Raw genomic sequence first — 22,750 nt, 5'->3', positions numbered from 1 at the left:
GATTTTAGGTCACACTTTCAACGCAATTACAGAGAAACCGCTTTCCAGTTTTGTAAGCAAGCACTTACTGATACTTATCCAAGCGCGATACGAGCGGGTTTATCAAGTCGTCCACTCAGACCAATAAGCAGGAAAGCGACAAGCACAATTACCGCACCAATCCATGGCGTTTGGGTTAATCCAACGTGTTCAACCGTCTGCCCGCCGATAACCGATCCGAGTGCGATACCGATATTGAATGCGGCGATATTCAGGCCGGATGCGACATCCACCGCATTGGGCGTATAGCGTTCGGCTTTCTGTACAACATAGACCTGCAATCCCGGTACGTTACCAAACGCGAATATTCCCATAACCAACACAGTTACCAGCGCTGCGTATTGTATCGACGCGGTGAACTGGAAAATCATCAGCAGGACAACCAGCGCGGCGAAGATAAATTTTAGCGCCGGTACCGCACCATGCTTATCTGCAAGCTTGCCGCCCCAGATATTGCCGATTGCGACGGAGATACCGTAGCCCAGTAAAATCCAGCTCACTGCGCCCGGAGAAAAACCAGCCAGTTCCTGCATCATCGGTGCAAGGAAAGTGAACGCAGTGAACACACCTCCATAACCCAGAGCCGTAACGGCATAGATCAGCAGCAGGCGCGGGTGTGTCAGAACCTTAACCTGATCGCTCAGGCTGGCGCTCGCGCGCACCGGAATACTGGAGGGCACCAGCAGCAGGCTGGCTACCAGAGCAATTACGCCCAACAGCGATACAGCAAGGAAGGTTTCTCGCCAGCCAAAATGTTGCCCAATAAACGTTCCTAACGGCACGCCGGTGACCAGCGCGACGGTTAAGCCGCCAAACATAATCGCAATGGCTGACGCCGCTTTCTCTTTTGGCACCAGGCTGGTTGCAATCGTGGAACCGATGGAGAAGAAGACACCGTGCGCGAGGCCAGTCAGCAAACGGGCAATGACCAGGGTAGTGTAGTCCGGAGCCTGCCACGCCAGAATATTGCCGGCGGTGAAGAGCACCATCAGGGCAACTAACAGTTGTTTACGTGGAAAGCGTCCAGTCAGTGCGGTCAGCACAGGCGCCCCAACAGCGACGCCTAACGCGTAAATAGATACCAGCAGCCCGGCAGAAGGCAGCGAAATGGCGAGTTGTTCAGCAATGGTGGGAACAAGTCCTACAATTACAAATTCGGTCGTGCCAATTGCGAAGGCACTGATCGTCAGGGCAAGAAGCGCCAGTGGCATAAATACTCCGTCTCTTCAGGATTAAGATGACAGGCAGTATGCGCCAGTGTTTAAATAACAAAAATGGTTAGAATTTCAATAGAATTTTGCGGATGATGCAATAATGAAAGCCACATCGGAAGAACTGACTATCTTTGTTGCCGTTGTTGAAAGCGGCAGCTTCAGCCGTGCGGCTGAACAGCTCGGGCAGGCGAACTCCGCCATCAGCCGCTCGGTGAAAAAGCTGGAGATGAAGCTCGGGGTAAGTCTGCTCAACAGAACAACGCGACAGCTCAGCCTGACGGAAGAAGGTGAACGTTATTTTCGCCGCGTACAATCCGTTTTGCAGGAGATGGCGGCAGCTGAGACGGAAATAATGGAGTCGCGTAGCACTCCGCGTGGATTGCTACGCATTGATGCGGCGACGCCGGTTGTGCTTCATTTTCTGATGCCATTAATCAAGCCATTCCGGGAACGTTATCCGGAGATGACTCTGTCCCTGGTCTCTTCAGAGACGTTTATTAACCTGATTGAGCGTAAAGTTGATGTGGCGATCCGCGCGGGAACCCTGACGGATTCAAGTTTACGCGCTCGCCCACTGTTCACCAGCTACCGCAAAATTATCGCGTCACCGCAATATATTGCAGAGCATGGCAAACCGGAGACCGTTGAGGAGCTGAAGCAGCACCTGTGCCTGGGCTTTACGGAACCTGTCTCGCTGAACACCTGGCCCGTGGCCTGTCATGACGGACAACTTCATGAGATCACTTGCGGACTTTCGTCTAATAGCGGAGAAACGCTGAAACAGCTTTGTCTTGAAGGAAATGGGATCGCCTGTTTATCAGACTATATGATTGATAAGGAAATAGCTGCGGGTCAGCTTGTGGAACTGATGGCTGACAAACGCTTACCTGTAGAGATGCCTTTTAGCGCAGTGTATTACAGTGACAGAGCGGTAAGTACGCGCATACGCGCTTTTATCGACTTCCTTAGCGAACAAAACAGCTCCCGGAGGAGCTGTGTGAGGGTTTAAGGGTACAGAGGAAGGGCTTTTATTAATCCCAGTCTGGTGCTAACCCTTCCGGGCTGACCAGACGATCGTTGCATTCCAGTGCAGCGATCGCGTTTTTATCTTCATCATCAAGCTGGAGATCCCGCGCTAACAGGTTACTTGCCAGGTTTTCACGTTTGGTTGAAGACGGGATCACGGCATAGCCCTCACCCATCGCCCATGCCAGGATCACCTGTGCGGCTGTCGCATTGTGTTTTTCAGCGATACGTGCAATCACTTCATCTTTCAGCGCCTTACCATATGCCAGCGTCATGTACGAGGTGATGTGAATACCATGCTGTTTCGCCCAGTCCACGACTTTGCGGTTTTGCAGGTAAGGAGAGAGTTCAACCTGGTTGGTGGCAATATTCTCTTTACCCACTACAGCAATCGCCCTTTCCATCAACGGGATGGTGAAGTTAGAGATGCCAATTTTACGCGTTAAGCCCTGCTCTTTCGCTTCCAGCAGCGCCTGCATGAACTCCTCCACAGAGACGGCATCGTCAGGTGATGGCCAGTGGATCAGCGTCAGATCAACATAGTCAGTACGCAGCTTTCTCAGACTTTCCTTCAGGCTTGGGATCAGCTTGTCTTGGCTGAGATTCTCAATCCAGATTTTAGTGGTGATGAAAAGTTCGTCGCGCGGTACGCCACTCTCTTCGATGGCCTGGCCTACGGCAGCTTCGTTATCATAAATCTGCGCCGTATCAATAGCACGATAGCCCAACTCAAGTGCGGTTTTAACAGATGCGATAACAACGTCGTCTTTCAGGCGGAAAGTGCCCAGACCCAGTGCAGGGATAGTCATATGATTCCTCAATCGTTATGTTCATAAACTGAGGAGAATTATCGCTGTAGTTGTTATGCCGAAAAAGATCGTGAACCGCAGAGGATTTTTGCTAATTTCGCAACAATCAAACGACAGATAAGAAAAAAGCCCTGAGCGTTAGCTCAGGGCTTTTAATAAGTGGCGGAACGGACGGGACTCGAACCCGCGACCCCCTGCGTGACAGGCAGGTATTCTAACCGACTGAACTACCGCTCCACCGAATACTTCTGTAACCACCGGATTAATGCACCGGCTTACTACTTAATTTGATGCCTGGCAGTTCCCTACTCTCACATGGGGAGACCCCACACTACCATCGGCGCTACGGCGTTTCACTTCTGAGTTCGGCATGGGGTCAGGTGGGACCACCGCGCTACAGCCGCCAGGCAAATTCTTGTGCTCTGTCCTGTGTCTTTCGCACTGATACTGCGTTGGCTGCTCTCGTAAAGTCAGTCACATACCTCAGTATGCTCCTTCCTTTCCTTCGTTTGCCGCCTTGTCTCAGCGCAAAATCCTTCGGACTCTGAATCTAAGCTGAAAATCGTGTCTGTCTCTTCGCCAAAACACCTTCGGCGTTGTAAGGTTAAGCCTCACGGTTCATTAGTATCGGTTAGCTCAACGCATCGCTGCGCTTACACACCCGACCTATCAACGTCATCGTCTTTAACGTTCCTTCAGGAGACTCAAGGTCTCAGGGAGAACTCATCTCGGGGCAAGTTTCGTGCTTAGATGCTTTCAGCACTTATCTCTTCCGCATTTAGCTACCGGGCAGTGCCATTGGCATGACAACCCGAACACCAGTGATGCGTCCACTCCGGTCCTCTCGTACTAGGAGCAGCCCCCCTCAATTCTCCAGCGCCCACGGCAGATAGGGACCGAACTGTCTCACGACGTTCTAAACCCAGCTCGCGTACCACTTTAAATGGCGAACAGCCATACCCTTGGGACCTACTTCAGCCCCAGGATGTGATGAGCCGACATCGAGGTGCCAAACACCGCCGTCGATATGAACTCTTGGGCGGTATCAGCCTGTTATCCCCGGAGTACCTTTTATCCGTTGAGCGATGGCCCTTCCATTCAGAACCACCGGATCACTATGACCTGCTTTCGCACCTGCTCGCGCCGTCACGCTCGCAGTCAAGCTGGCTTATGCCATTGCACTAACCTCCTGATGTCCGACCAGGATTAGCCAACCTTCGTGCTCCTCCGTTACTCTTTGGGAGGAGACCGCCCCAGTCAAACTACCCACCAGACACTGTCCGCAACCCGGATTACGGGTCTACGTTAGAACACCAGCCATTAAAGGGTGGTATTTCAAGGTTGGCTCCACGCAGACTGGCGTCCACGCTTCAAAGCCTCCCACCTATCCTACACATCAAGGACCAGTGTTCAGTGTCAAGCTATAGTAAAGGTTCACGGGGTCTTTCCGTCTTGCCGCGGGTACACTGCATCTTCACAGCGAGTTCAATTTCACTGAGTCTCGGGTGGAGACAGCCTGGCCATCATTACGCCATTCGTGCAGGTCGGAACTTACCCGACAAGGAATTTCGCTACCTTAGGACCGTTATAGTTACGGCCGCCGTTTACCGGGGCTTCGATCAAGAGCTTCGCGTTGCCGCTAACCCCATCAATTAACCTTCCGGCACCGGGCAGGCGTCACACCGTATACGTCCACTTTCGTGTTTGCACAGTGCTGTGTTTTTAATAAACAGTTGCAGCCAGCTGGTATCTTCGACTGATTTCAGCTCCACCCGCAGGGGCTTCACCTACACATCAGCGTGCCTTCTCCCGAAGTTACGGCACCATTTTGCCTAGTTCCTTCACCCGAGTTCTCTCAAGCGCCTTGGTATTCTCTACCTGACCACCTGTGTCGGTTTGGGGTACGATTTCGTGTTACCTGATGCTTAGAGGCTTTTCCTGGAAGCAGGGCATTTATCACTTCAGCACCGTAGTGCCTCGTCATCACACCTCAGCGTTAATAAGGTACCGGATTTACCTGGAACCTCCGCCTACATGCTTAAACCGGGACAACCGTCGCCCGGCTGACATAGCCTTCTCCGTCCCCCCTTCGCAGTAACACCAAGTACAGGAATATTAACCTGTTTCCCATCGACTACGCCTTTCGGCCTCGCCTTAGGGGTCGACTCACCCTGCCCCGATTAACGTTGGACAGGAACCCTTGGTCTTCCGGCGAGCGGGCTTTTCACCCGCTTTATCGTTACTTATGTCAGCATTCGCACTTCTGATACCTCCAGCATGCCTCACAGCACACCTTCAACGGCTTACAGAACGCTCCCCTACCCAACAACACATAGTGTCGCTGCCGCAGCTTCGGTGCATGGTTTAGCCCCGTTACATCTTCCGCGCAGGCCGACTCGACCAGTGAGCTATTACGCTTTCTTTAAATGATGGCTGCTTCTAAGCCAACATCCTGGCTGTCTGTGCCTTCCCACATCGTTTCCCACTTAACCATGACTTTGGGACCTTAGCTGGCGGTCTGGGTTGTTTCCCTCTTCACGACGGACGTTAGCACCCGCCGTGTGTCTCCCGTGATAACATTCTTCGGTATTCGTAGTTTGCATCGGGTTGGTAAGCCGGGATGGCCCCCTAGCCGAAACAGTGCTCTACCCCCGAAGATGAGTTCACGAGGCGCTACCTAAATAGCTTTCGGGGAGAACCAGCTATCTCCCGGTTTGATTGGCCTTTCACCCCCAGCCACAGGTCATCCGCTAATTTTTCAACATTAGTCGGTTCGGTCCTCCAGTTAGTGTTACCCAACCTTCAACCTGCCCATGGCTAGATCACCGGGTTTCGGGTCTATACCCTGCAACTTAACGCCCAGTTAAGACTCGGTTTCCCTTTGGCTCCCCTATACGGTTAACCTTGCTACAGAATATAAGTCGCTGACCCATTATACAAAAGGTACGCAGTCACCCCATAAAGAGGCTCCCACTGCTTGTACGTACACGGTTTCAGGTTCTTTTTCACTCCCCTCGCCGGGGTTCTTTTCGCCTTTCCCTCACGGTACTGGTTCACTATCGGTCAGTCAGGAGTATTTAGCCTTGGAGGATGGTCCCCCCATATTCAGACAGGATACCACGTGTCCCGCCCTACTCTTCGAGTTCACAGCATGTGCATTTTCGTGTACGGGACTATCACCCTGTACCGTCGGACTTTCCAGACCGTTCCACTAACACACAAGCTGATTCAGACTCCGGGCTGCTCCCCGTTCGCTCGCCGCTACTGGGGGAATCTCGGTTGATTTCTTTTCCTCGGGGTACTTAGATGTTTCAGTTCCCCCGGTTCGCCTCGTTAACCTATGTATTCAGTTAACGATAGTGCAACGGATTGCACTGGGTTTCCCCATTCGGACATCGCCGGGTCAAAGGTTCATATCACCTCGCCGGCGCTTTTCGCAGATTAGCACGTCCTTCATCGCCTCTGACTGCCAGGGCATCCACCGTGTACGCTTAGTCGCTTAACCTCACAACCCGAAGATGTTTCACTTCTGATTGCGAAAATTTGAGAGACTCGAACACACATGAGCTGTGTGTCGTTTCAATTTTCAGCTTGATCCAGATTTTTAAAGAGCAAAACTTCGCAGTGCACCTTTTCAGGTTCACTCTGAAGTTTTCTTGTGTTCGCAGTAAAAGATGGTGGAGCTATGCGGGATCGAACCGCAGACCTCCTGCGTGCAAGGCAGGCGCTCTCCCAGCTGAGCTATAGCCCCATCGTAGTCACCTCTGTACCGGTAATTTTTGTTGAGGCAAGGCGTGGTGACACGAAGCATACTTATGTATGTGAATGTCGCCGCAACGCAGCATCAGCAAAAATTTGGTAGGCCTGAGTGGACTTGAACCACCGACCTCACCCTTATCAGGGGTGCGCTCTAACCACCTGAGCTACAAGCCTGTAGAGGTTTTTTACTGCTGTTTTTCATCAGACAATCTGTGTGGACACTACAAAGGCAGGTTCTTTAAGGTAAGGAGGTGATCCAACCGCAGGTTCCCCTACGGTTACCTTGTTACGACTTCACCCCAGTCATGAATCACAAAGTGGTAAGCGCCCTCCCGAAGGTTAAGCTACCTACTTCTTTTGCAACCCACTCCCATGGTGTGACGGGCGGTGTGTACAAGGCCCGGGAACGTATTCACCGTGGCATTCTGATCCACGATTACTAGCGATTCCGACTTCATGGAGTCGAGTTGCAGACTCCAATCCGGACTACGACGCACTTTATGAGGTCCGCTTGCTCTCGCGAGGTCGCTTCTCTTTGTATGCGCCATTGTAGCACGTGTGTAGCCCTACTCGTAAGGGCCATGATGACTTGACGTCATCCCCACCTTCCTCCAGTTTATCACTGGCAGTCTCCTTTGAGTTCCCGGCCTAACCGCTGGCAACAAAGGATAAGGGTTGCGCTCGTTGCGGGACTTAACCCAACATTTCACAACACGAGCTGACGACAGCCATGCAGCACCTGTCTCAGAGTTCCCGAAGGCACCAAAGCATCTCTGCTAAGTTCTCTGGATGTCAAGAGTAGGTAAGGTTCTTCGCGTTGCATCGAATTAAACCACATGCTCCACCGCTTGTGCGGGCCCCCGTCAATTCATTTGAGTTTTAACCTTGCGGCCGTACTCCCCAGGCGGTCGACTTAACGCGTTAGCTCCGGAAGCCACGCCTCAAGGGCACAACCTCCAAGTCGACATCGTTTACGGCGTGGACTACCAGGGTATCTAATCCTGTTTGCTCCCCACGCTTTCGCACCTGAGCGTCAGTCTTTGTCCAGGGGGCCGCCTTCGCCACCGGTATTCCTCCAGATCTCTACGCATTTCACCGCTACACCTGGAATTCTACCCCCCTCTACAAGACTCTAGCCTGCCAGTTTCGAATGCAGTTCCCAGGTTGAGCCCGGGGATTTCACATCCGACTTGACAGACCGCCTGCGTGCGCTTTACGCCCAGTAATTCCGATTAACGCTTGCACCCTCCGTATTACCGCGGCTGCTGGCACGGAGTTAGCCGGTGCTTCTTCTGCGGGTAACGTCAATCGGCAAGGTTATTAACCTTATCGCCTTCCTCCCCGCTGAAAGTACTTTACAACCCGAAGGCCTTCTTCATACACGCGGCATGGCTGCATCAGGCTTGCGCCCATTGTGCAATATTCCCCACTGCTGCCTCCCGTAGGAGTCTGGACCGTGTCTCAGTTCCAGTGTGGCTGGTCATCCTCTCAGACCAGCTAGGGATCGTCGCCTAGGTGAGCCGTTACCCCACCTACTAGCTAATCCCATCTGGGCACATCCGATGGCAAGAGGCCCGAAGGTCCCCCTCTTTGGTCTTGCGACGTTATGCGGTATTAGCTACCGTTTCCAGTAGTTATCCCCCTCCATCAGGCAGTTTCCCAGACATTACTCACCCGTCCGCCACTCGTCAGCAAAGCAGCAAGCTGCTTCCTGTTACCGTTCGACTTGCATGTGTTAGGCCTGCCGCCAGCGTTCAATCTGAGCCATGATCAAACTCTTCAATTTAAAAGTTTGATGCTCAATGAATTAAACTTCGTAATGAATTACGTGTTCACTCGTTGAGACTTGGTATTCATTTAGTGTCCGAAGACATTAAGAATCCATGTCACTTTGAGTGCCCACACAGATTGTCTGATAAATTGTTAAAGAGCAGTTGCGACGCGCTTCAGCGCTCTGTCGCGAGGTGGCGTATATTACGCTTTCCTCTTTCAGAGTCAACCCGTTATTTCAGGATTTTTTCTCTTCAACCGACCGGGTTGTCTGTGAAGTGATTCACATCCGCCGTGTCGATGGAGGCGCATTATAGGGAGCCGCCGAGGAATGACAAGCGGAAAAATGCATTTTTATTTCAACCGCTCACCTTTTCGCCAAAACGCCTTATTTTTGGTGCTTTTTAATCTCTTTTGGCAGTTCTGCCAGACTAGTTATCACCCAGTCGGCTGCATTTTCTGCTTCTGTGGTGACCGGTTTACCGGTACGCACTAATACCTTGGTACCTACACCTGCCGCCGCTGCTGCCTGCATATCTTCCAGTTTATCGCCCACCATATAAGATGCGGCCATATCAATGTGCAGGAATTCCTGTGCAGAGATAAACATGCCCGGGTGTGGCTTACGGCAATCACAGGTCTGACGATACGCCTCTACACTTCCCTGCGGGTGATGCGGACAATAATAGATGCCATCAAGATCGACGCCACGATCGGCCAGAGACCAGTCCATCCATTCCGTCAGCGTCTCGAATTGCGCTTCGGTGAATTTACCCCGGGCGATACCGGACTGGTTAGTCACCACCACCAGCGCATAGCCCATCTCTTTCAACTGGCGCATGGCATCTATTACGCCCTCGATAAACTCGAACTCATCAATCTCATGGACGTAACCGTGATCCACATTAATAGTGCCGTCACGATCGAGAAAAATTGCGGGTACAGATTTTGCCACCGGTTTGCTCCTGAAAAAGTCTTGTTCAGCTAGTATCTCATGAATCGCAGCGCAATAAAGTGCTCATCGCACAGAGGTGGATTGATTTAGACGTCTGGATGCCTTAACATCCATTTTGTTTACGGTCATTCCCCGTATCTGGCAGAAGAAAATGCCACGGCTAACTTACTTACGATAAAAATAATCTAATGATTAAACTTTCCAATATCACCAAAGTGTTCCAGCAGGGGAACCGAACCATTCAGGCGCTGAACAACGTCAGCCTGCATGTGCCTGCTGGTCAGATTTATGGCGTCATTGGCGCATCGGGTGCGGGTAAAAGTACGCTGATCCGTTGTGTTAGCCTGCTTGAGCGCCCAACCCAGGGCTGCGTAGAAGTTGGCGGCCAGGAGCTTACCGCTCTCTCAGAAAAAGAACTCACCAAAGCGCGTCGCCAGATTGGCATGATTTTCCAGCACTTTAACCTGCTGGCATCCCGCACCGTGTTCGGCAACGTTGCCCTGCCGCTTGAGCTGGATAACACGCCGAAAGAAGAAGTTAGGCGTCGCGTCACCGAACTGCTCGACCTTGTTGGTCTGGGCGACAAGCATGATAGCTACCCGGCAAATCTGTCCGGTGGGCAAAAACAGCGTGTGGCCATTGCCCGCGCGCTGGCAAGCAATCCTAAGGTGCTGCTGTGCGATGAAGCCACCAGCGCGTTAGACCCGGCCACCACGCGCTCTATTCTGGAACTGTTAAAAGACATTAACCGTCGCCTGGGCCTGACGATTCTCCTTATTACGCATGAAATGGATGTAGTGAAACGCATCTGCGACTGCGTGGCGGTCATCAGCAACGGTGAGCTGATTGAGCAGGACACGGTGAGTGAAGTCTTCTCACACCCGAAAACGCCGCTGGCTCAGCAGTTCATTCAGTCCACACTGCATCTGGATATTCCGGAAGATTATCTGGAACGTTTAAAAACAGACGCAACGCCTGACAGCGTCCCGATGCTGCGCATGGAGTTCACGGGCCAGTCCGTTGACGCACCGCTGCTGTCCGAAACCGCGCGTCGCTTTAACGTGAATAACAACATTATTAGCGCGCAGATGGACTACGCCGGTGGCGTGAAGTTCGGCATTATGCTGACGGAAATGCACGGCACACAGGAAGAAACCCAGGCGGCAATTGCCTGGCTGCAAGAACATCACGTAAAAGTAGAGGTACTGGGTTATGTCTGAGCCGATGATGTGGCTACTGGTTCGCGGCGTTTGGGAAACGCTGGCAATGACCTTCGTATCGGGCTTCTTTGGTTTTGTGATTGGGCTGCCGGTCGGCGTGCTGCTGTACGTTACGCGCCCGGGTCAAATTATTGAAAACGCGAAGCTGTATCGCACGCTCTCTGCGCTGGTGAACATTTTCCGGTCTATTCCGTTCATTATTCTGCTGGTGTGGATGATTCCGTTTACTCGCGTGATCGTCGGGACGTCGATTGGTTTGCAGGCAGCTATTGTCCCGCTGACCGTTGGCGCGGCACCGTTTATCGCCCGTATGGTGGAAAACGCCCTGCTGGAAATCCCAACCGGCCTGATCGAAGCTTCCCGCGCTATGGGTGCGACGCCAATGCAGATCGTTCGCAAAGTTCTGCTGCCAGAGGCGCTGCCTGGGCTGGTGAACGCAGCAACCATCACGCTTATCACCCTGGTCGGTTATTCCGCAATGGGAGGCGCCGTAGGTGCTGGCGGTTTAGGCCAGATTGGATATCAGTACGGCTATATTGGCTATAACGCTACCGTAATGAATACCGTTCTGGTATTGCTGGTTGTGCTGGTTTACTTAATTCAATTCTCTGGCGATCGTATCGTCCGGGCTGTTACGCATAAATAACGTTACAAACAACACAAACTCGACGAGTTAAGGATATAACATGGCGTTTAAATTTAAGACCTTCGCAGCAGTAGGCGCACTGATTGGCTCGCTGGCACTGGTGGGTTGCGGTCAGGACGAAAAAGATCCAAACCACATCAAAGTAGGCGTTATCGTCGGTGCAGAACAGCAGGTTGCTGAGGCCGCGCAGAAAATCGCTAAAGAGAAATATGGCCTGGACGTTGAACTGGTGACCTTCAACGATTACGTTCTGCCGAACGAAGCGCTGAGCAAAGGCGACATTGACGCTAACGCCTTCCAGCATAAACCGTACCTGGATCAGCAGATCAAAGATCGCGGCTACAAACTGGTTGCTGTCGGTAACACCTTCGTTTACCCGATTGCCGGTTACTCCAAGAAAATTAAATCTCTGGATGAACTCCAGCCGGGTTCACAGGTTGCCGTCCCTAATGACCCAACCAACCTTGGCCGTTCCCTGCTTCTGCTACAGAAAGTGGGCCTGATTAAACTGAAAGAAGGCGTTGGCCTGTTACCGACCGTTCTGGACGTAACCGAAAACCCGAAAAATCTGAAAATTGTTGAGCTGGAAGCACCACAGCTGCCACGTTCTCTGGACGATGCGCAGATCGCCCTGGCCGTGATCAACACCACTTACGCCAGCCAGATCGGCCTGACCCCAGCGAAAGATGGCATCTTCGTTGAAGATAAAGATTCCCCGTACGTCAACCTGATCGTGACTCGCGAAGACAACAAAGACGCGGAGAATGTGAAGAAATTCATACAGGCATATCAGTCTGAAGAAGTGTACCAGGAAGCCAATAAGGTGTTTAACGGCGGCGCGGTTAAAGGCTGGTAATCTCCCGGCAGTGTAATATCATCAAGACGGGCATTTGCCCGTCTTGTCATTTGTGCGGTCAACTGCTTCAATATCTGACGTTTTGATTATCCACTGAGGAATTATTATGCGTGCTTTACCGATCTGTTTTTTAGCACTGATGCTGAGCGGCTGTTCTATGCTAAGCAGATCTCCTGTTGAACCTGTTCAAAGCACTGCAACCCCGCCAAAAGCGGAGCCAGCAAAACCGAAAGCGCCTCGCGCTGCGCCGGTACGTATTATTACCAAAGCCGACGAGCTGGTCGGTAAGCCATTCCGTGAACTGGGCGAAGTGAGCGGCGAATCCTGCCAGGCAACGAATCAGGACTCCCCACCCAATATTCCGACAGCCCGCAAGCGTATGCAAATCAACGCGTCGAAAATGAAAGCCAACGCGGTACTGCTGCACAGCTGCGAAGTCACCAGCGGCACACCAGGTTGCTATCGCCAGGCGGTATGTATCGGTTCTGCGCTTAACATTACGGCGAAATGAGTTCATTTCAGTTCGAGCAGATAGGCGTTATCCGCTCCCCTTATAAAGAAAAGTTCGCCGTGCCGCGTCAGCCGGGTCTGGTCATTAACGGCGGCGGCGAGCTTCATCTTGTCGCGCCGTATAATCAGGCCGATGCAGTGCGCGGGCTTGAGGCGTTCAGCCATTTATGGGTGGTCTTTGTGTTTCACCAGACCATGGAAGGCGGCTGGCGTCCTACCGTGCGTCCGCCTCGTCTGGGCGGAAATGCCAGAATGGGTGTCTTTGCCACCCGCTCAACCTTCCGTCCCAACCCCATCGGGATGTCGCTGGTCGAGCTGAAAGGCATACGTTGTCAGAAAGATCAGGTCATCCTGGAGTTAGGTAGCCTTGACCTGGTTGATGGCACGCCGGTCATAGATATTAAGCCTTACCTGCCCTTCGCCGAAGCGCTGCCGGATGCCCGAGCAAGCTATGCTCAGGACGCACCGCAGGCAGATATGCCGGTTCACTTCACGTCTGAAATAACGACGCAAATCAGCGAGCTGGAAAAGCGTTATCCTCGCCTGCGTGACTTTATCGTTGAAGTGCTGGCCCAGGACCCCCGTCCCGCCTACCGCAAAGAAGAGGAAGCCGGGAATACGTACGCCGTCTGGCTGCTGGACTTTAACGTGCGCTGGCGCGTGACTGCGGCGGGTTTTGAAGTGTTTGCCCTGGAACCCAGGTAATTTTGTTCTCCTCTCTTTTGGCATCTTTGCCACACTGGTAAACTAAACCACTTTTTTTGTGTCAGGCTGGTGTTTCAGCCTGTTCCAATCGTCGAAATGGAACCGTAACAACATGCGTACTAGCCAATATCTGCTCTCCACTCTGAAGGAGACACCTGCCGACGCCGAGGTGATCAGCCACCAGCTGATGCTGCGCGCCGGGATGATCCGCAAGCTGGCCTCCGGGTTATACACCTGGCTGCCGACCGGCGTGCGCGTCCTGAAAAAAGTCGAAAACATCGTGCGTGAAGAGATGAACAACGCCGGTGCTATCGAGGTGTTAATGCCGGTCGTTCAGCCCTCTGAACTGTGGCAGGAGAGCGGTCGCTGGGAGCAGTACGGTCCTGAACTGCTGCGTATTGCCGATCGTGGCGATCGTCCATTCGTTCTCGGCCCAACGCATGAAGAAGTGATCACCGACCTGATCCGTAACGAGCTGAGCTCTTACAAACAGCTGCCGCTGAACTTCTTCCAGATCCAGACTAAGTTCCGTGACGAAGTGCGTCCACGCTTTGGCGTCATGCGTTCTCGCGAGTTCCTGATGAAAGATGCTTACTCTTTCCATACTTCTCAGGAATCGCTGCAAGAGACCTACGACAAAATGTACGCGGCCTACAGCAAAATCTTCTCCCGCATGGGGCTGGATTTCCGTGCTGTACAGGCTGATACCGGTTCAATCGGCGGTAGCGCCTCCCATGAATTCCAGGTTCTGGCGCAGAGCGGCGAAGACGATGTGATCTTCTCTGACTCCTCTGATTACGCCGCGAACATCGAATTTGCAGAAGCGCTGGCACCGAAAGAACCACGCGGCGCGGCAACGCAAGAGATGACGCTGGTTGATACGCCAAACGCGAAAACTATCGCCGAGCTGGTTGAGCAGTTTACTCTGCCGATCGAAAAAACCGTGAAAACCCTGCTGGTGAAATCGGCTGAAGGTAGCGCTTATCCACTGGTTGCCCTGCTGGTACGAGGCGATCACGAGCTGAACGAAGTGAAAGCCGAGAAGCTGCCGCAGGTTGCCAGCCCGCTGACCTTCGCAACGGAAGCGGAGATCCGCGCCGTGGTGAATGCAGGTCCTGGTTCTCTGGGTCCGGTGAACATGCCTGTTCCGGTGGTCATTGACCGCACCGTTGCGGCGATGAGCGACTTCGCTGCGGGCGCAAACATCGACGGTAAACACTACTTCGGCATCAACTGGGATCGTGACGTGGCGACGCCGGAAGTGGCTGACATCCGTAACGTGGTCGCAGGCGATCCAAGCCCGGACGGCAAGGGTACCCTGATGATCAAACGCGGTATCGAAGTAGGCCACATCTTCCAGCTGGGCGATAAGTACTCGCGCGCAATGAACGCTGCCGTTCAGGGCGAAGATGGCCGTAACCAGGTTCTGACCATGGGCTGCTACGGCATTGGCGTAACGCGCGTTGTTGCTGCCGCTATCGAGCAGAACTATGACGAACGCGGAATCGTCTGGCCGGATAACATCGCGCCGTTCCAGGTGGCGATCCTGCCAATGAACATGCACAAGTCTTACCGCGTGCAGGAGCTGGCTGAGAAACTCTACGCTGAGCTGAGCGCGAAAGGTATCGACGTGCTGATGGATGACCGTAAAGAGCGTCCTGGCGTGATGTTTGCTGACATGGAACTGATCGGTATTCCACACACCATCGTCATTGGCGACCGTAACCTCGACAGCGACGAGATTGAATACAAATACCGTCGCAACGGCGAAAAACAGATGATCAAGACGGGAGATATTCTTGATTACCTGGTGAAAGCCATCAAAGGTTAAGAAACAAAAAACCCCGCCAGTGCGGGGTTTTTTAATGGCTATATCTTATTTGCTTTCGCAGTCTTTCCCCGCAGCAAACTTCGCATCTTTATCTGCCACCAGCGTTTTCACCAGCTCGCCGCTATCCGGGTTTGGCTCCAGCGTAAAATGCCCTTCAACCGTCAGCAACACTGGCTTACTGTCGTTGCCGCGCGCGACGGCATAGTCTCGCTCCAGCTGGGCATTGTTCGCCACGCTGACTTTCTTCCCGGTTGCACAGTCAGTGAAGATCGCCGCATCCGCCATGTAGAAATACATCCCTCGCATCGCCATTGGGGTGGCTGGCAGGGTCGCTTTCACCGGGGCCAACGTGTAGTTGAACTGGGATTCAATCGGATTGCCTTCGCGATCGAGCATCTCCATCCCCTCGCCTTTGGCGCGGAAGAAGGTTTTATCGCCCGTGGTATCCGTCAATACCAGCTTCTCAGCCGTACGCGCCCATGTTCCGTAAGGTGCAAAAGAAGACGGTTCTTTCGCCCCCTGGTAACGCTGGTTCATGACCCAGGTGCCATCTTTTTGCAGGAACAGAGAGGTTTCGATGCCCTCGCAATCTGCACACGGTAATACGCCGCGCCAGCTTTGCTGCATCGGCTTTAATTCTTCATTTTGCGTTGGCTGTAGTACCTGCGTTTCTGAACGGTTATTACAGCCAAAAAGCGCGAACAGGCTTGTCACGGCCAGCGCTGATAATAATGCTTTTTTCACAATACTTTCCTTATGAAAAAGGGTATCCCTTTCGTCACATTATGGGTGACGGACTTTGCCACGCAGTGATTTTACAGTGGATTTCTGCGCCTTCGATGACAACCGACGTTCTTTCGATGCCCGCGTTGGACGTGTTGCCCGGCGACTTTTTTGTACAGCCGTCAGCTCTTTGATGACCGCGACCAACCGGGCTATTGCCGCTTCCCGGTTTAGCTCCTGGCTGCGATACTCCTGCGCTTTAATCACCATCACACCCTCGCTGGTGATCAGGTGATGGCTGGCGGCAAGCAGGCTTTCTTTATAATACTCTGGCAGGCTGGAGGCCCGAATGTCAAAGCGCAAATGGATAGCCGTTGAGGCCTTGTTAACGTGCTGTCCCCCTGCTCCCTGGGCCCGGATGGCGGTGATCTCCAGCTCGTTATCAGGGATGCTGACGTTTCGGGACAATACAATCATGATGCGGGCTGCCAGGCCGTGAGATGAATTTCCAGATTATTCTGAGAATCGGAAAGCCAGATGGCGCCGTCCTGAATCGTCGCCTGTAGCGCCATCGTCCGGCTGGCGAACGCACTCAGCTGCGCCAGCTGTTCATCATCCAGATACCAGACGGTAAGATTTTTGAACTGCGCACATTTATTTTTATTTTGTTGCCACCAGATCTCCGCCGCTCGCTGGTTATAGGCAAACAACGCAACTTCAGCAGACTGGGTGCAGGCCTTTTTGATCCGGCGTTCATCCGGCAGGCCAAGCTCAATCCATAAATCGATACCCAGATGATCGTTGCGCAGCCAGGCTTCCGGTTCATCTTCCGCGCTTAAACCACGGGTAAATTGCAGACGCTCGTCGGCATACTTAATCCACGCCAGCAGGCGCAGCATCATGCGCTCCTGGGTTTCAGAAGGGTGACGCGCCAGCGTCAATGACGCATCCAGAAACTGGTTACGGTCAAGATCCGCCACATTGACCACAGCTTTATAAATTGTCGCTTTCAGCGCCATGAGAGAACTCCTTTCGAATCAGGCGTACATTGTAGCGAAAACCGCGGCAAAAGGCTGTTACGAGGTGGTGGCTCCCTCTTATCAAGGCGCTGATATTGCTTAAATGAGTATGGTATAGTCACCTTGCTAAACCGAGTTTAACTTCGTAGGCTTAATGATATCTCACAGTAAGTCAGTACGCTGGCAGGAGGTGATGTGAATAATTATTGTGAGTTGATTCGCAGACGGTATGCGGAGATCGCCAGCGGAGATCTGGGGTACATTCCGGATGCGTTAGGCTGTGTATTGAACGTGCTAAATGAAGTGGCCTCTGATGAGAGCCTTTCTGAATCGGTCAGGGAAAAAGCAGCGTATGCTGCGGCGAATTTACTGGTGAGCGATTATGTCGATGAATGATACCTATCAACCCATCAATTGTGATGACTATGACAACCTCGAACTCGCCTGCCAGCATCATTTAATACTGACGCTGGAGCTAAAAGATGGCGAAGTGCTAAAGGCAAAGGCCAGCGATCTGGTTTCCCGTAAAAATGTGGAATACCTGGTTGTGGAAGATGCAGGTGCAACGCGTGAGCTACGCCTCGACAAAATTGCCAGTTTCAGCCATCCGGAAATCGGCACCGTTGTGGTGAGCGAATCCTGATAACCAACGGGCAGCCAGGCTGCCCGTTACGCTTTCCATTCAAAATTAACACCCGCTTCAGCCCACCCCTCTTCAGTGATGAAAACCCCTGCCGCCGCGATGAGCGTGTCGCCGTAAAACAGAAGCGGCGTGGTATCACGTCGCCAGGGCGGAACGTTCTGTTCCTGCCAGATTTTCTTCAGCTTACGCCCGCCGTTACGCCCGACGATATGCAGCATGCCGCTGGCCCTGAAGCGTATAGTGACGTTCTCGTCCGGCTCAGGTAGACGCACATTGCCCGAATGGCTTAACGCAACGACACCGCCATTCATCGGTAGCGTTAATGCTTTTTCCGGCGACGGCCAGTCGAGCACAACGTCAGCCAGCGACGGCACAGATTTTACCCACCAGAGTTGCCCTTTATAGCGCCTGACGTCATAACCATTCAGGTGTATACACGGGGCAGCATCTTCCCTCGCCTGTGCAACTTCCTCCCAGATACGGTTGAGCATCGCCCGGGACGGCATAACCGCACGGTGGTAAGCCAGCCAGCGACGAATCAGAGCAGCCCGGCGCACGGGGCTCATCACCTTCAACGGCGCAATGTTCAGGGCACCGTCAGCGGTAGTCAGCGTATCCAGCTCCTCGCTCAGCAACTCATCCAGCAAGCTTTCCTGTTCAGCACACAGCATGGCGCTTCTGGCCGCCGCTTCGGAAAAATGCGCCCAGCGCTCACTCAGCAGCGGTAAGACGCGCAGGCGCAGGAAGTTACGGTCGTAACTGTCGTCCTGATTGCTCTCGTCTTCAATCCAGCACAGATGATGCTGCTGCGCCCAGGCTTCCAGTGATGCGCGCGTCTCACCCAGCAGCGGGCGGATGAGCTCTGTTTCAGCAAAATCTGCGCGCTCAGGCATGGCAGATAACCCCGCAGGCCCGCTGCCCCTCTTGAGCGCCAGTAAAAACGTCTCGCACTGGTCGTCCAGATGCTGCGCGGTGACCAACGCTTCCCCTTGCTGTAATGCGCCGGAAAACGCGGCGTAGCGGGCTTTCCGCGCCTGCGCCTCAATACCCAGCCCCTCATCCTCAAGCGTGACGCGTTCAACGATCAGCGGGATCGCCCACCCTGAACACACCGCTTCGCAGTGCGCTACCCAGTCGTCGGCATGGGGGCTTAAGCCGTGATGGATATGCATTGCCCGCAGCTGGACGTCAGGCTCACGGTCGCGCCAGAGCTTAAGGCGGTGCAGCAAAACGGTGGAATCCAGGCCACCGCTGAACCCCACCAGCAGCTGGCGATAGGGTGAAACGGCGTGCGCGATAGCGGGTAAGGTCATAGGAAATTACACATAAAAAATGCCCGAACTGAACGGGCATTATCACACATGACGGCGATTACTGCTGGTAAAGCTCCAGCGGCAGCCCGTCCGGATCGTTGAAAAAAGTGAAACGTTTATCGGTAAAGGGATCGACACGAATCGCTTCGCAGGCCACGCCGTGGGCTTCCAGATGTTTTACCGCGCTGTCCAGGTCGTCGACGCTGAAGGCCAGGTGGCGCAGGCCGCAGGCTTCCGGGCGTGAAGGACGCGCTGGCGGGAAAGGAAAAGAGAACAGTTCAATCACATATTGTCCGTTTAACGCCAGATCGCCTTTCCAGGAGTCGCGCTCCTCACGGTAAGCCTCGCTCAACAGCGTAAAGCCGAGAACGTCGCAGTAGAATGCCTTACTTTTCGCGTAATCGGTGGCAATGATCGCAATATGATGAACCGCTTTTAAACCCAGCATAGTTTCTCCTTTTTATGATGCTCTGAACGTTACAACCGACAACCCGCCCCTGGCAAGCAGACCCTTTTATTTTAGGACTCTCACCCAGTACACGCCGTTATCATCGCGTTTCGCGCCATGAATGTCCGTTTCAAAGCCCGGATAGTGGCGCCCTACCGAACAGAGCATCAGCAGGAAATCGAGCACCGCCCGGCTCTCCTCGGTGATCATTTCACCCGGCATCAGCAGCGGCACGCCCGGCGGATAAGGCAGGATCATGTTGGCCGATACCCGCCCGACCAGGTTTTCCAGCTCAACGGTTTCAACCTCCCCTTTCACCTGGCGCTGCCACGCCCTGTGCGGCGTCAGCTTCATTTCAGGCAGAACATCAAATGCCTGCAACATCAGGCGCGGCAGATCGTGCTGGCGGATCAGCCTGTGGATCCCCTGGGCCAGATCCTGAATACGCATATTGCGATAGAAGTCAGGATCTTCCGCGTAGAGATCCGGCAGCATATTCTTCACCCGCAGGTTCAGATCATATGCACGCTTAAACTCCATCAGTCCGCGCAACAGCCCCATCGCGCGGGTTTTATCGATCCCGATGCTGAACAGGAACAGCAAATTATAGGGGCCGGTTTTCTCCACCACCACGCCGCGCTCATCAAGGAACTTCGCCACCAGCGCAGCCGGGATCCCTTCCTCACCCATCACACCCTGCTCATCCATGCCCGGCGTCAGGATCGTCACCTTAACCGGATCGAGGAACATGTGGTCCGCATCGGCATCCCGAAAACCGTGCCAGCTCTCCCCCGGCGCGACGGGCCAGCATTCTGCCTCATCAATCTCTTCCGGCTGCCAGATATCAAAGAACCAGCCGTCCGCTTCATCTTTAAGCCGCTGAACCTCTTTTCGGAAATGCAGCGCCCGTTCCACCGAACGATTGATCAGGCGTTTACCCGGATTACCGCGCAGCATCGCCGCCGCCGTTTCGATGGACGCCACCAGCGGGTAGCTCGGCGACGTGGTCGTGTGCATCATAAAGGCTTCGTTGAAGGTGTCCTCGTCGTACTCGCCCTTGATGTGAATGAGAGACGCCTGGGAAAACGCGGCCAGCATTTTGTGCGTCGACTGCGTTTCGAAGAACACCTTGCCCGGCACCCGCTCGCCGCTCATCCCACTTTTACCCGAGTAAATCGGGTGGAAATTGGTGTAAGGCACCCACGCGGAGTCAAAGTGGATCGACGGCACGTCGAGCGTCTGCTTGATCCAGTTCGTGTTGTAAAGCAGCCCGTCATAGGTGGAGTTGGTGATCACCGCGTGCACAGGCCAGCCTGCCTCGGGGATCGCTGCGATCTTATTTTCAATGGCTTCATGCGCGAATTCACGGCGAGGAATGCCGCCGAGAATACCCAGCGCATTACGCGTAGGCGACAGCCAGAGCGGCACCACGTCGCTCATCATCAGCAAATGCGCCAGTGATTTATGGCAGTTGCGGTCAATCAGCAGCGTACTGCCGGCAGGCGCGGCGTACATCCCGACGATTTTGTTCGAGGTTGAGGTACCGTTGGTCACCATGTAGCTTTGCTCGGCGCCAAAGGTCCGGGCGATGTACTCTTCGGCTTCCAGATGCGGGCCGGTATGATCCAGCAGAGAGCCTAACTCGGTGACCGAAATCGACACATCCGCCTTCAGCGTGTTACCGCCGAAGAAATCGTAGAACAGACATCCCACCGGGCTTTTTTGATAGGCTGTTCCCGCCATGTGGCCTGGCGTACAGAAGGTGTACTTCCCTTCATTCACATAGGTGAACAGCGCGCGCGTGAACGGCGGTGTGATGTTATCGAGGTATTCACCGGTGTACTGCTGAATGCGGGTCGCAATGTCCTCGGCAACGCCGAGTGAGTATTCGAAGAACCACAGCGCCATACGCATATCATGCGCGCTCACGTCCATGGTCGAGTGAGTGTTGATAAACGCGTACAGCGGAAGATATTCGTTGAGCTTATTGATATCGCTGCACAACTCCATGTCGTATTCGTCCCAGTCGAATATCACGCCACAGATGCGCGGATTGTGTTCGATAAATTTCAGCAGGTCGGCGCTGTTTTGCGGCCAGATCAGCTGGTATCCGCGTGCTTTGAGGGCTTGCTCCAGCTCCTTGATGGGTTCGTCTTTATAAAAGACGCCGTGTGGCCCCATGATGGCAATGATGTTCATGGTTTACCTCCTTGAAAAACATCAGATAAGCATAGTTAAGGTAAACGGCAGGTATAAAAAAAGCCGCAACAATGTGCGGCTTTTAGGATAATTGTGAGGCTTACGCGTAACCGTAGGTCATCAGACGCTGATAACGACGGTTGAGCAGATCTTCTGTGCTCAGCACGTCCAGGTCCGCCAGATCTGCCAGCAGCTGCGCTTTCAGGGAAGCAGCCATCACTTCCGGCTTACGATGCGCGCCGCCCAGCGGTTCAGGGATAACGGTGTCGATCAGCTTCAGCTCTTTCAGACGTGGGGCAATGATGCCCATCGCTTCAGCAGCCAGCGGCGCTTTATCGGCACTTTTCCACAGAATGGAGGCACAGCCTTCCGGAGAGATAACGGAATAGGTACTGTACTGTAGCATATTCACTTTATCGCCCACGCCAATTGCCAGTGCACCGCCGGACCCACCTTCACCGATAACGGTACAGATGACCGGCACTTTCAGGCGAGACATCTCACGCAGGTTGCGTGCGATGGCTTCAGACTGACCGCGCTCTTCAGCGCCAACACCCGGGTAAGCACCCGGCGTGTCGATGAAGGTGATGATAGGCATATTGAAACGCTCAGCCATCTCCATCAGACGCAGGGCCTTACGGTAGCCTTCTGGCGCTGGCATACCGAAGTTACGACGGATTTTCTCTTTGGTTTCACGGCCTTTCTGATGACCAATAATCATCACCGGACGTCCATCCAGACGCGCGATACCGCCGACGATAGCTTTATCGTCAGCGTATGCGCGGTCGCCTGCCAGTTCGTCAAATTCGTCAAACGCCAGGCGGACATAATCCAGGGTGTACGGACGCTGTGGATGACGCGCCAGCTGGGCGATCTGCCATGCGCCGAGATCGGCAAAGATTTTGCGCGTCAGTTCTACGCTTTTTTCGCGCAGACGATGCACTTCTTCGTCGATGTTAATATCCAGTTTTTCATCCTGACGGCTCACGGCTGTCAGAGAATCGATTTTCGCTTCCAGCTCTGCAATCGGCTGTTCGAAATCAAGGAAATTCAGACTCATAGTAT

The 22,750-nt window shown here is 53.5% G+C and carries 19 protein-coding genes, 3 tRNA genes and 3 rRNA genes; 9 read left to right on the top strand and 16 right to left on the bottom strand.

All coding sequences use genetic code 11. The features are described 5' to 3' along the window. Nucleotides 1-74: 74 nt before the first annotated feature. Nucleotides 75-1,250 carry an MFS transporter gene (locus tag AC4OVU_RS04885; protein ID WP_045911135.1) on the bottom strand — a complete coding sequence of 392 codons (1,176 nt, stop codon included), beginning with the start codon at nt 1,248-1,250 and terminating at the stop codon, nt 75-77. Between the two features lie 103 nt (nt 1,251-1,353). Here AC4OVU_RS04885 and yafC point away from each other — a divergent pair, with 103 nt between their 5' ends. Then, nucleotides 1,354-2,262, top strand: coding sequence for a DNA-binding transcriptional regulator YafC (gene yafC / locus AC4OVU_RS04880; RefSeq protein ID WP_110293125.1), 909 nt, complete (start codon nt 1,354-1,356; stop codon nt 2,260-2,262). A gap of 22 nt (nt 2,263-2,284) precedes the next feature. On the opposite strand, the gene dkgB is transcribed toward yafC, so the two are convergent. The 8 genes from dkgB to gmhB form a co-directional block, all read right to left on the bottom strand. After that, nucleotides 2,285-3,088 carry a 2,5-didehydrogluconate reductase DkgB gene (dkgB, locus tag AC4OVU_RS04875; RefSeq protein WP_047718561.1) on the bottom strand — a complete coding sequence of 268 codons (804 nt, stop codon included), beginning with the start codon at nt 3,086-3,088 and terminating at the stop codon, nt 2,285-2,287. A gap of 160 nt (nt 3,089-3,248) precedes the next feature. Then, nucleotides 3,249-3,325 (bottom strand) — tRNA-Asp (locus AC4OVU_RS04870). 55 nt (nt 3,326-3,380) lie between these two features. After that, a 5S ribosomal RNA gene (gene rrf, locus AC4OVU_RS04865) occupies nt 3,381-3,496 on the bottom strand. A 192-nt stretch (nt 3,497-3,688) separates the two neighbouring features. Further along, nucleotides 3,689-6,593 (bottom strand): 23S ribosomal RNA (locus AC4OVU_RS04860). A 170-nt stretch (nt 6,594-6,763) separates the two neighbouring features. Continuing rightward, nucleotides 6,764-6,839: transfer RNA gene (locus AC4OVU_RS04855), tRNA-Ala, on the bottom strand. 105 nt (nt 6,840-6,944) lie between these two features. Further along, nucleotides 6,945-7,021 (bottom strand) — tRNA-Ile (locus AC4OVU_RS04850). A gap of 70 nt (nt 7,022-7,091) precedes the next feature. Beyond that, nucleotides 7,092-8,633 (bottom strand): 16S ribosomal RNA (locus AC4OVU_RS04845). The 16S, 23S and 5S rRNA genes sit together here with 3 tRNA genes alongside, the layout of an rRNA operon. Before the next feature lie 372 nt (nt 8,634-9,005). Further along, nucleotides 9,006-9,572 (bottom strand): D-glycero-beta-D-manno-heptose 1,7-bisphosphate 7-phosphatase, encoded by a 567-nt coding sequence (gene gmhB / locus AC4OVU_RS04840; protein ID WP_017694475.1) that lies wholly within the window; start codon nt 9,570-9,572, stop codon nt 9,006-9,008. A gap of 188 nt (nt 9,573-9,760) precedes the next feature. Between gmhB and metN the strand changes: the two genes are divergently transcribed. The 6 genes from metN to proS all read left to right on the top strand — a co-directional run bounded on the left by metN (nt 9,761) and on the right by proS (nt 15,340). Then, the gene (gene metN / locus AC4OVU_RS04835; RefSeq protein ID WP_110292746.1) at nt 9,761-10,792 is read left to right on the top strand and encodes a methionine ABC transporter ATP-binding protein MetN; all 1,032 of its coding nucleotides are present in this window, start codon (nt 9,761-9,763) and stop codon (nt 10,790-10,792) included. Beyond that, the gene (locus tag AC4OVU_RS04830; protein ID WP_003856130.1) at nt 10,785-11,438 is read left to right on the top strand and encodes a methionine ABC transporter permease MetI; all 654 of its coding nucleotides are present in this window, start codon (nt 10,785-10,787) and stop codon (nt 11,436-11,438) included. The genes metN and AC4OVU_RS04830 overlap by 8 nt, the downstream gene beginning before the upstream one ends. A gap of 40 nt (nt 11,439-11,478) precedes the next feature. Further along, nucleotides 11,479-12,294: a methionine ABC transporter substrate-binding lipoprotein MetQ gene (gene metQ, locus AC4OVU_RS04825; RefSeq protein WP_003856132.1), complete on the top strand. Its 816-nt coding sequence runs from the start codon at nt 11,479-11,481 to the stop codon at nt 12,292-12,294. Nucleotides 12,295-12,400: 106 nt separating this feature from the next. Beyond that, nucleotides 12,401-12,805: an Rcs stress response system protein RcsF gene (rcsF, locus tag AC4OVU_RS04820; protein ID WP_015572735.1), complete on the top strand. Its 405-nt coding sequence runs from the start codon at nt 12,401-12,403 to the stop codon at nt 12,803-12,805. Next, nucleotides 12,802-13,509 carry a tRNA (N6-threonylcarbamoyladenosine(37)-N6)-methyltransferase TrmO gene (gene tsaA, locus AC4OVU_RS04815; protein WP_015572734.1) on the top strand — a complete coding sequence of 236 codons (708 nt, stop codon included), beginning with the start codon at nt 12,802-12,804 and terminating at the stop codon, nt 13,507-13,509. The genes rcsF and tsaA overlap by 4 nt, the downstream gene beginning before the upstream one ends. Nucleotides 13,510-13,621: 112 nt before the next feature. Then, nucleotides 13,622-15,340, top strand: a complete 1,719-nt coding sequence (gene proS, locus AC4OVU_RS04810; protein WP_003856138.1) for a proline--tRNA ligase — start codon at nt 13,622-13,624, stop codon at nt 15,338-15,340. A gap of 45 nt (nt 15,341-15,385) precedes the next feature. On the opposite strand, the gene nlpE is transcribed toward proS, so the two are convergent. The 3 genes from nlpE to AC4OVU_RS04795 are packed head-to-tail and all read right to left on the bottom strand — an operon-like array spanning nt 15,386 to nt 17,082. After that, the gene (gene nlpE, locus AC4OVU_RS04805; RefSeq protein ID WP_491928632.1) at nt 15,386-16,084 is read right to left on the bottom strand and encodes an envelope stress response activation lipoprotein NlpE; all 699 of its coding nucleotides are present in this window, start codon (nt 16,082-16,084) and stop codon (nt 15,386-15,388) included. A 39-nt stretch (nt 16,085-16,123) separates the two neighbouring features. Further along, nucleotides 16,124-16,540 (bottom strand): alternative ribosome rescue aminoacyl-tRNA hydrolase ArfB, encoded by a 417-nt coding sequence (gene arfB / locus AC4OVU_RS04800; protein ID WP_006810027.1) that lies wholly within the window; start codon nt 16,538-16,540, stop codon nt 16,124-16,126. Then, nucleotides 16,537-17,082 (bottom strand): YaeQ family protein, encoded by a 546-nt coding sequence (locus AC4OVU_RS04795; RefSeq protein WP_003856144.1) that lies wholly within the window; start codon nt 17,080-17,082, stop codon nt 16,537-16,539. The genes arfB and AC4OVU_RS04795 overlap by 4 nt, the downstream gene beginning before the upstream one ends. A 195-nt stretch (nt 17,083-17,277) precedes the next feature. Here AC4OVU_RS04795 and AC4OVU_RS04790 point away from each other — a divergent pair, with 195 nt between their 5' ends. Together AC4OVU_RS04790 and rof are read left to right on the top strand one after the other, a co-directional pair. Further along, nucleotides 17,278-17,478 (top strand): YaeP family protein, encoded by a 201-nt coding sequence (locus AC4OVU_RS04790; RefSeq protein ID WP_003856146.1) that lies wholly within the window; start codon nt 17,278-17,280, stop codon nt 17,476-17,478. Then, nucleotides 17,465-17,725: a Rho-binding antiterminator gene (rof, locus tag AC4OVU_RS04785; RefSeq protein ID WP_003856148.1), complete on the top strand. Its 261-nt coding sequence runs from the start codon at nt 17,465-17,467 to the stop codon at nt 17,723-17,725. The genes AC4OVU_RS04790 and rof overlap by 14 nt, the downstream gene beginning before the upstream one ends. A gap of 26 nt (nt 17,726-17,751) precedes the next feature. Here rof and tilS read toward each other — a convergent pair whose 3' ends face one another. From tilS to accA, 4 genes are all read right to left on the bottom strand, one after another. Beyond that, on the bottom strand, nt 17,752-19,038 hold the full coding sequence (tilS, locus tag AC4OVU_RS04780; protein ID WP_086524269.1) for a tRNA lysidine(34) synthetase TilS: 1,287 nt from the start codon (nt 19,036-19,038) through the stop codon (nt 17,752-17,754). 58 nt (nt 19,039-19,096) lie between these two features. After that, nucleotides 19,097-19,486 (bottom strand): VOC family protein, encoded by a 390-nt coding sequence (locus AC4OVU_RS04775; protein WP_003856151.1) that lies wholly within the window; start codon nt 19,484-19,486, stop codon nt 19,097-19,099. Between the two features lie 66 nt (nt 19,487-19,552). Beyond that, nucleotides 19,553-21,685, bottom strand: a complete 2,133-nt coding sequence (locus tag AC4OVU_RS04770; protein WP_049134009.1) for a lysine decarboxylase LdcC — start codon at nt 21,683-21,685, stop codon at nt 19,553-19,555. 100 nt (nt 21,686-21,785) lie between these two features. Next, complete coding sequence (accA, locus tag AC4OVU_RS04765) at nt 21,786-22,745, bottom strand: acetyl-CoA carboxylase carboxyl transferase subunit alpha (RefSeq protein ID WP_003856154.1); 960 nt, start codon at nt 22,743-22,745, stop codon at nt 21,786-21,788. Between the last annotated feature and the right edge of the window lie 5 nt (nt 22,746-22,750).

It is taken from the genome of Enterobacter sp. 6722112 (assembly GCF_058661685.1).
The sequence above is the reverse complement of the archived record's forward strand: the minus strand, read 5'-3'. Positions and strand labels throughout refer to the sequence as shown.

Bases quoted from the DNA above. Each gene is read 5' to 3' on its own strand.
- arfB (WP_006810027.1), bottom strand. From the start codon at position 16,540: ATGATTGTATTGTCCCGAAACGTCAGCATCCCTGATAACGAGCTGGAG.
- yafC (WP_110293125.1), top strand. From the start codon at position 1,354: ATGAAAGCCACATCGGAAGAACTGACTATCTTTGTTGCCGTTGTTGAA.
- AC4OVU_RS04830 (WP_003856130.1), top strand. From the start codon at position 10,785: ATGTCTGAGCCGATGATGTGGCTACTGGTTCGCGGCGTTTGGGAAACG.
- AC4OVU_RS04795 (WP_003856144.1), bottom strand. From the start codon at position 17,082: ATGGCGCTGAAAGCGACAATTTATAAAGCTGTGGTCAATGTGGCGGAT.
- accA (WP_003856154.1), bottom strand. From the start codon at position 22,745: ATGAGTCTGAATTTCCTTGATTTCGAACAGCCGATTGCAGAGCTGGAA.
- AC4OVU_RS04885 (WP_045911135.1), bottom strand. From the start codon at position 1,250: ATGCCACTGGCGCTTCTTGCCCTGACGATCAGTGCCTTCGCAATTGGC.
- rof (WP_003856148.1), top strand. From the start codon at position 17,465: ATGTCGATGAATGATACCTATCAACCCATCAATTGTGATGACTATGAC.
- proS (WP_003856138.1), top strand. From the start codon at position 13,622: ATGCGTACTAGCCAATATCTGCTCTCCACTCTGAAGGAGACACCTGCC.
- AC4OVU_RS04775 (WP_003856151.1), bottom strand. From the start codon at position 19,486: ATGCTGGGTTTAAAAGCGGTTCATCATATTGCGATCATTGCCACCGAT.
- tsaA (WP_015572734.1), top strand. From the start codon at position 12,802: ATGAGTTCATTTCAGTTCGAGCAGATAGGCGTTATCCGCTCCCCTTAT.
- metQ (WP_003856132.1), top strand. From the start codon at position 11,479: ATGGCGTTTAAATTTAAGACCTTCGCAGCAGTAGGCGCACTGATTGGC.
- metN (WP_110292746.1), top strand. From the start codon at position 9,761: ATGATTAAACTTTCCAATATCACCAAAGTGTTCCAGCAGGGGAACCGA.
- tilS (WP_086524269.1), bottom strand. From the start codon at position 19,038: ATGACCTTACCCGCTATCGCGCACGCCGTTTCACCCTATCGCCAGCTG.
- rcsF (WP_015572735.1), top strand. From the start codon at position 12,401: ATGCGTGCTTTACCGATCTGTTTTTTAGCACTGATGCTGAGCGGCTGT.
- AC4OVU_RS04770 (WP_049134009.1), bottom strand. From the start codon at position 21,685: ATGAACATCATTGCCATCATGGGGCCACACGGCGTCTTTTATAAAGAC.
- dkgB (WP_047718561.1), bottom strand. From the start codon at position 3,088: ATGACTATCCCTGCACTGGGTCTGGGCACTTTCCGCCTGAAAGACGAC.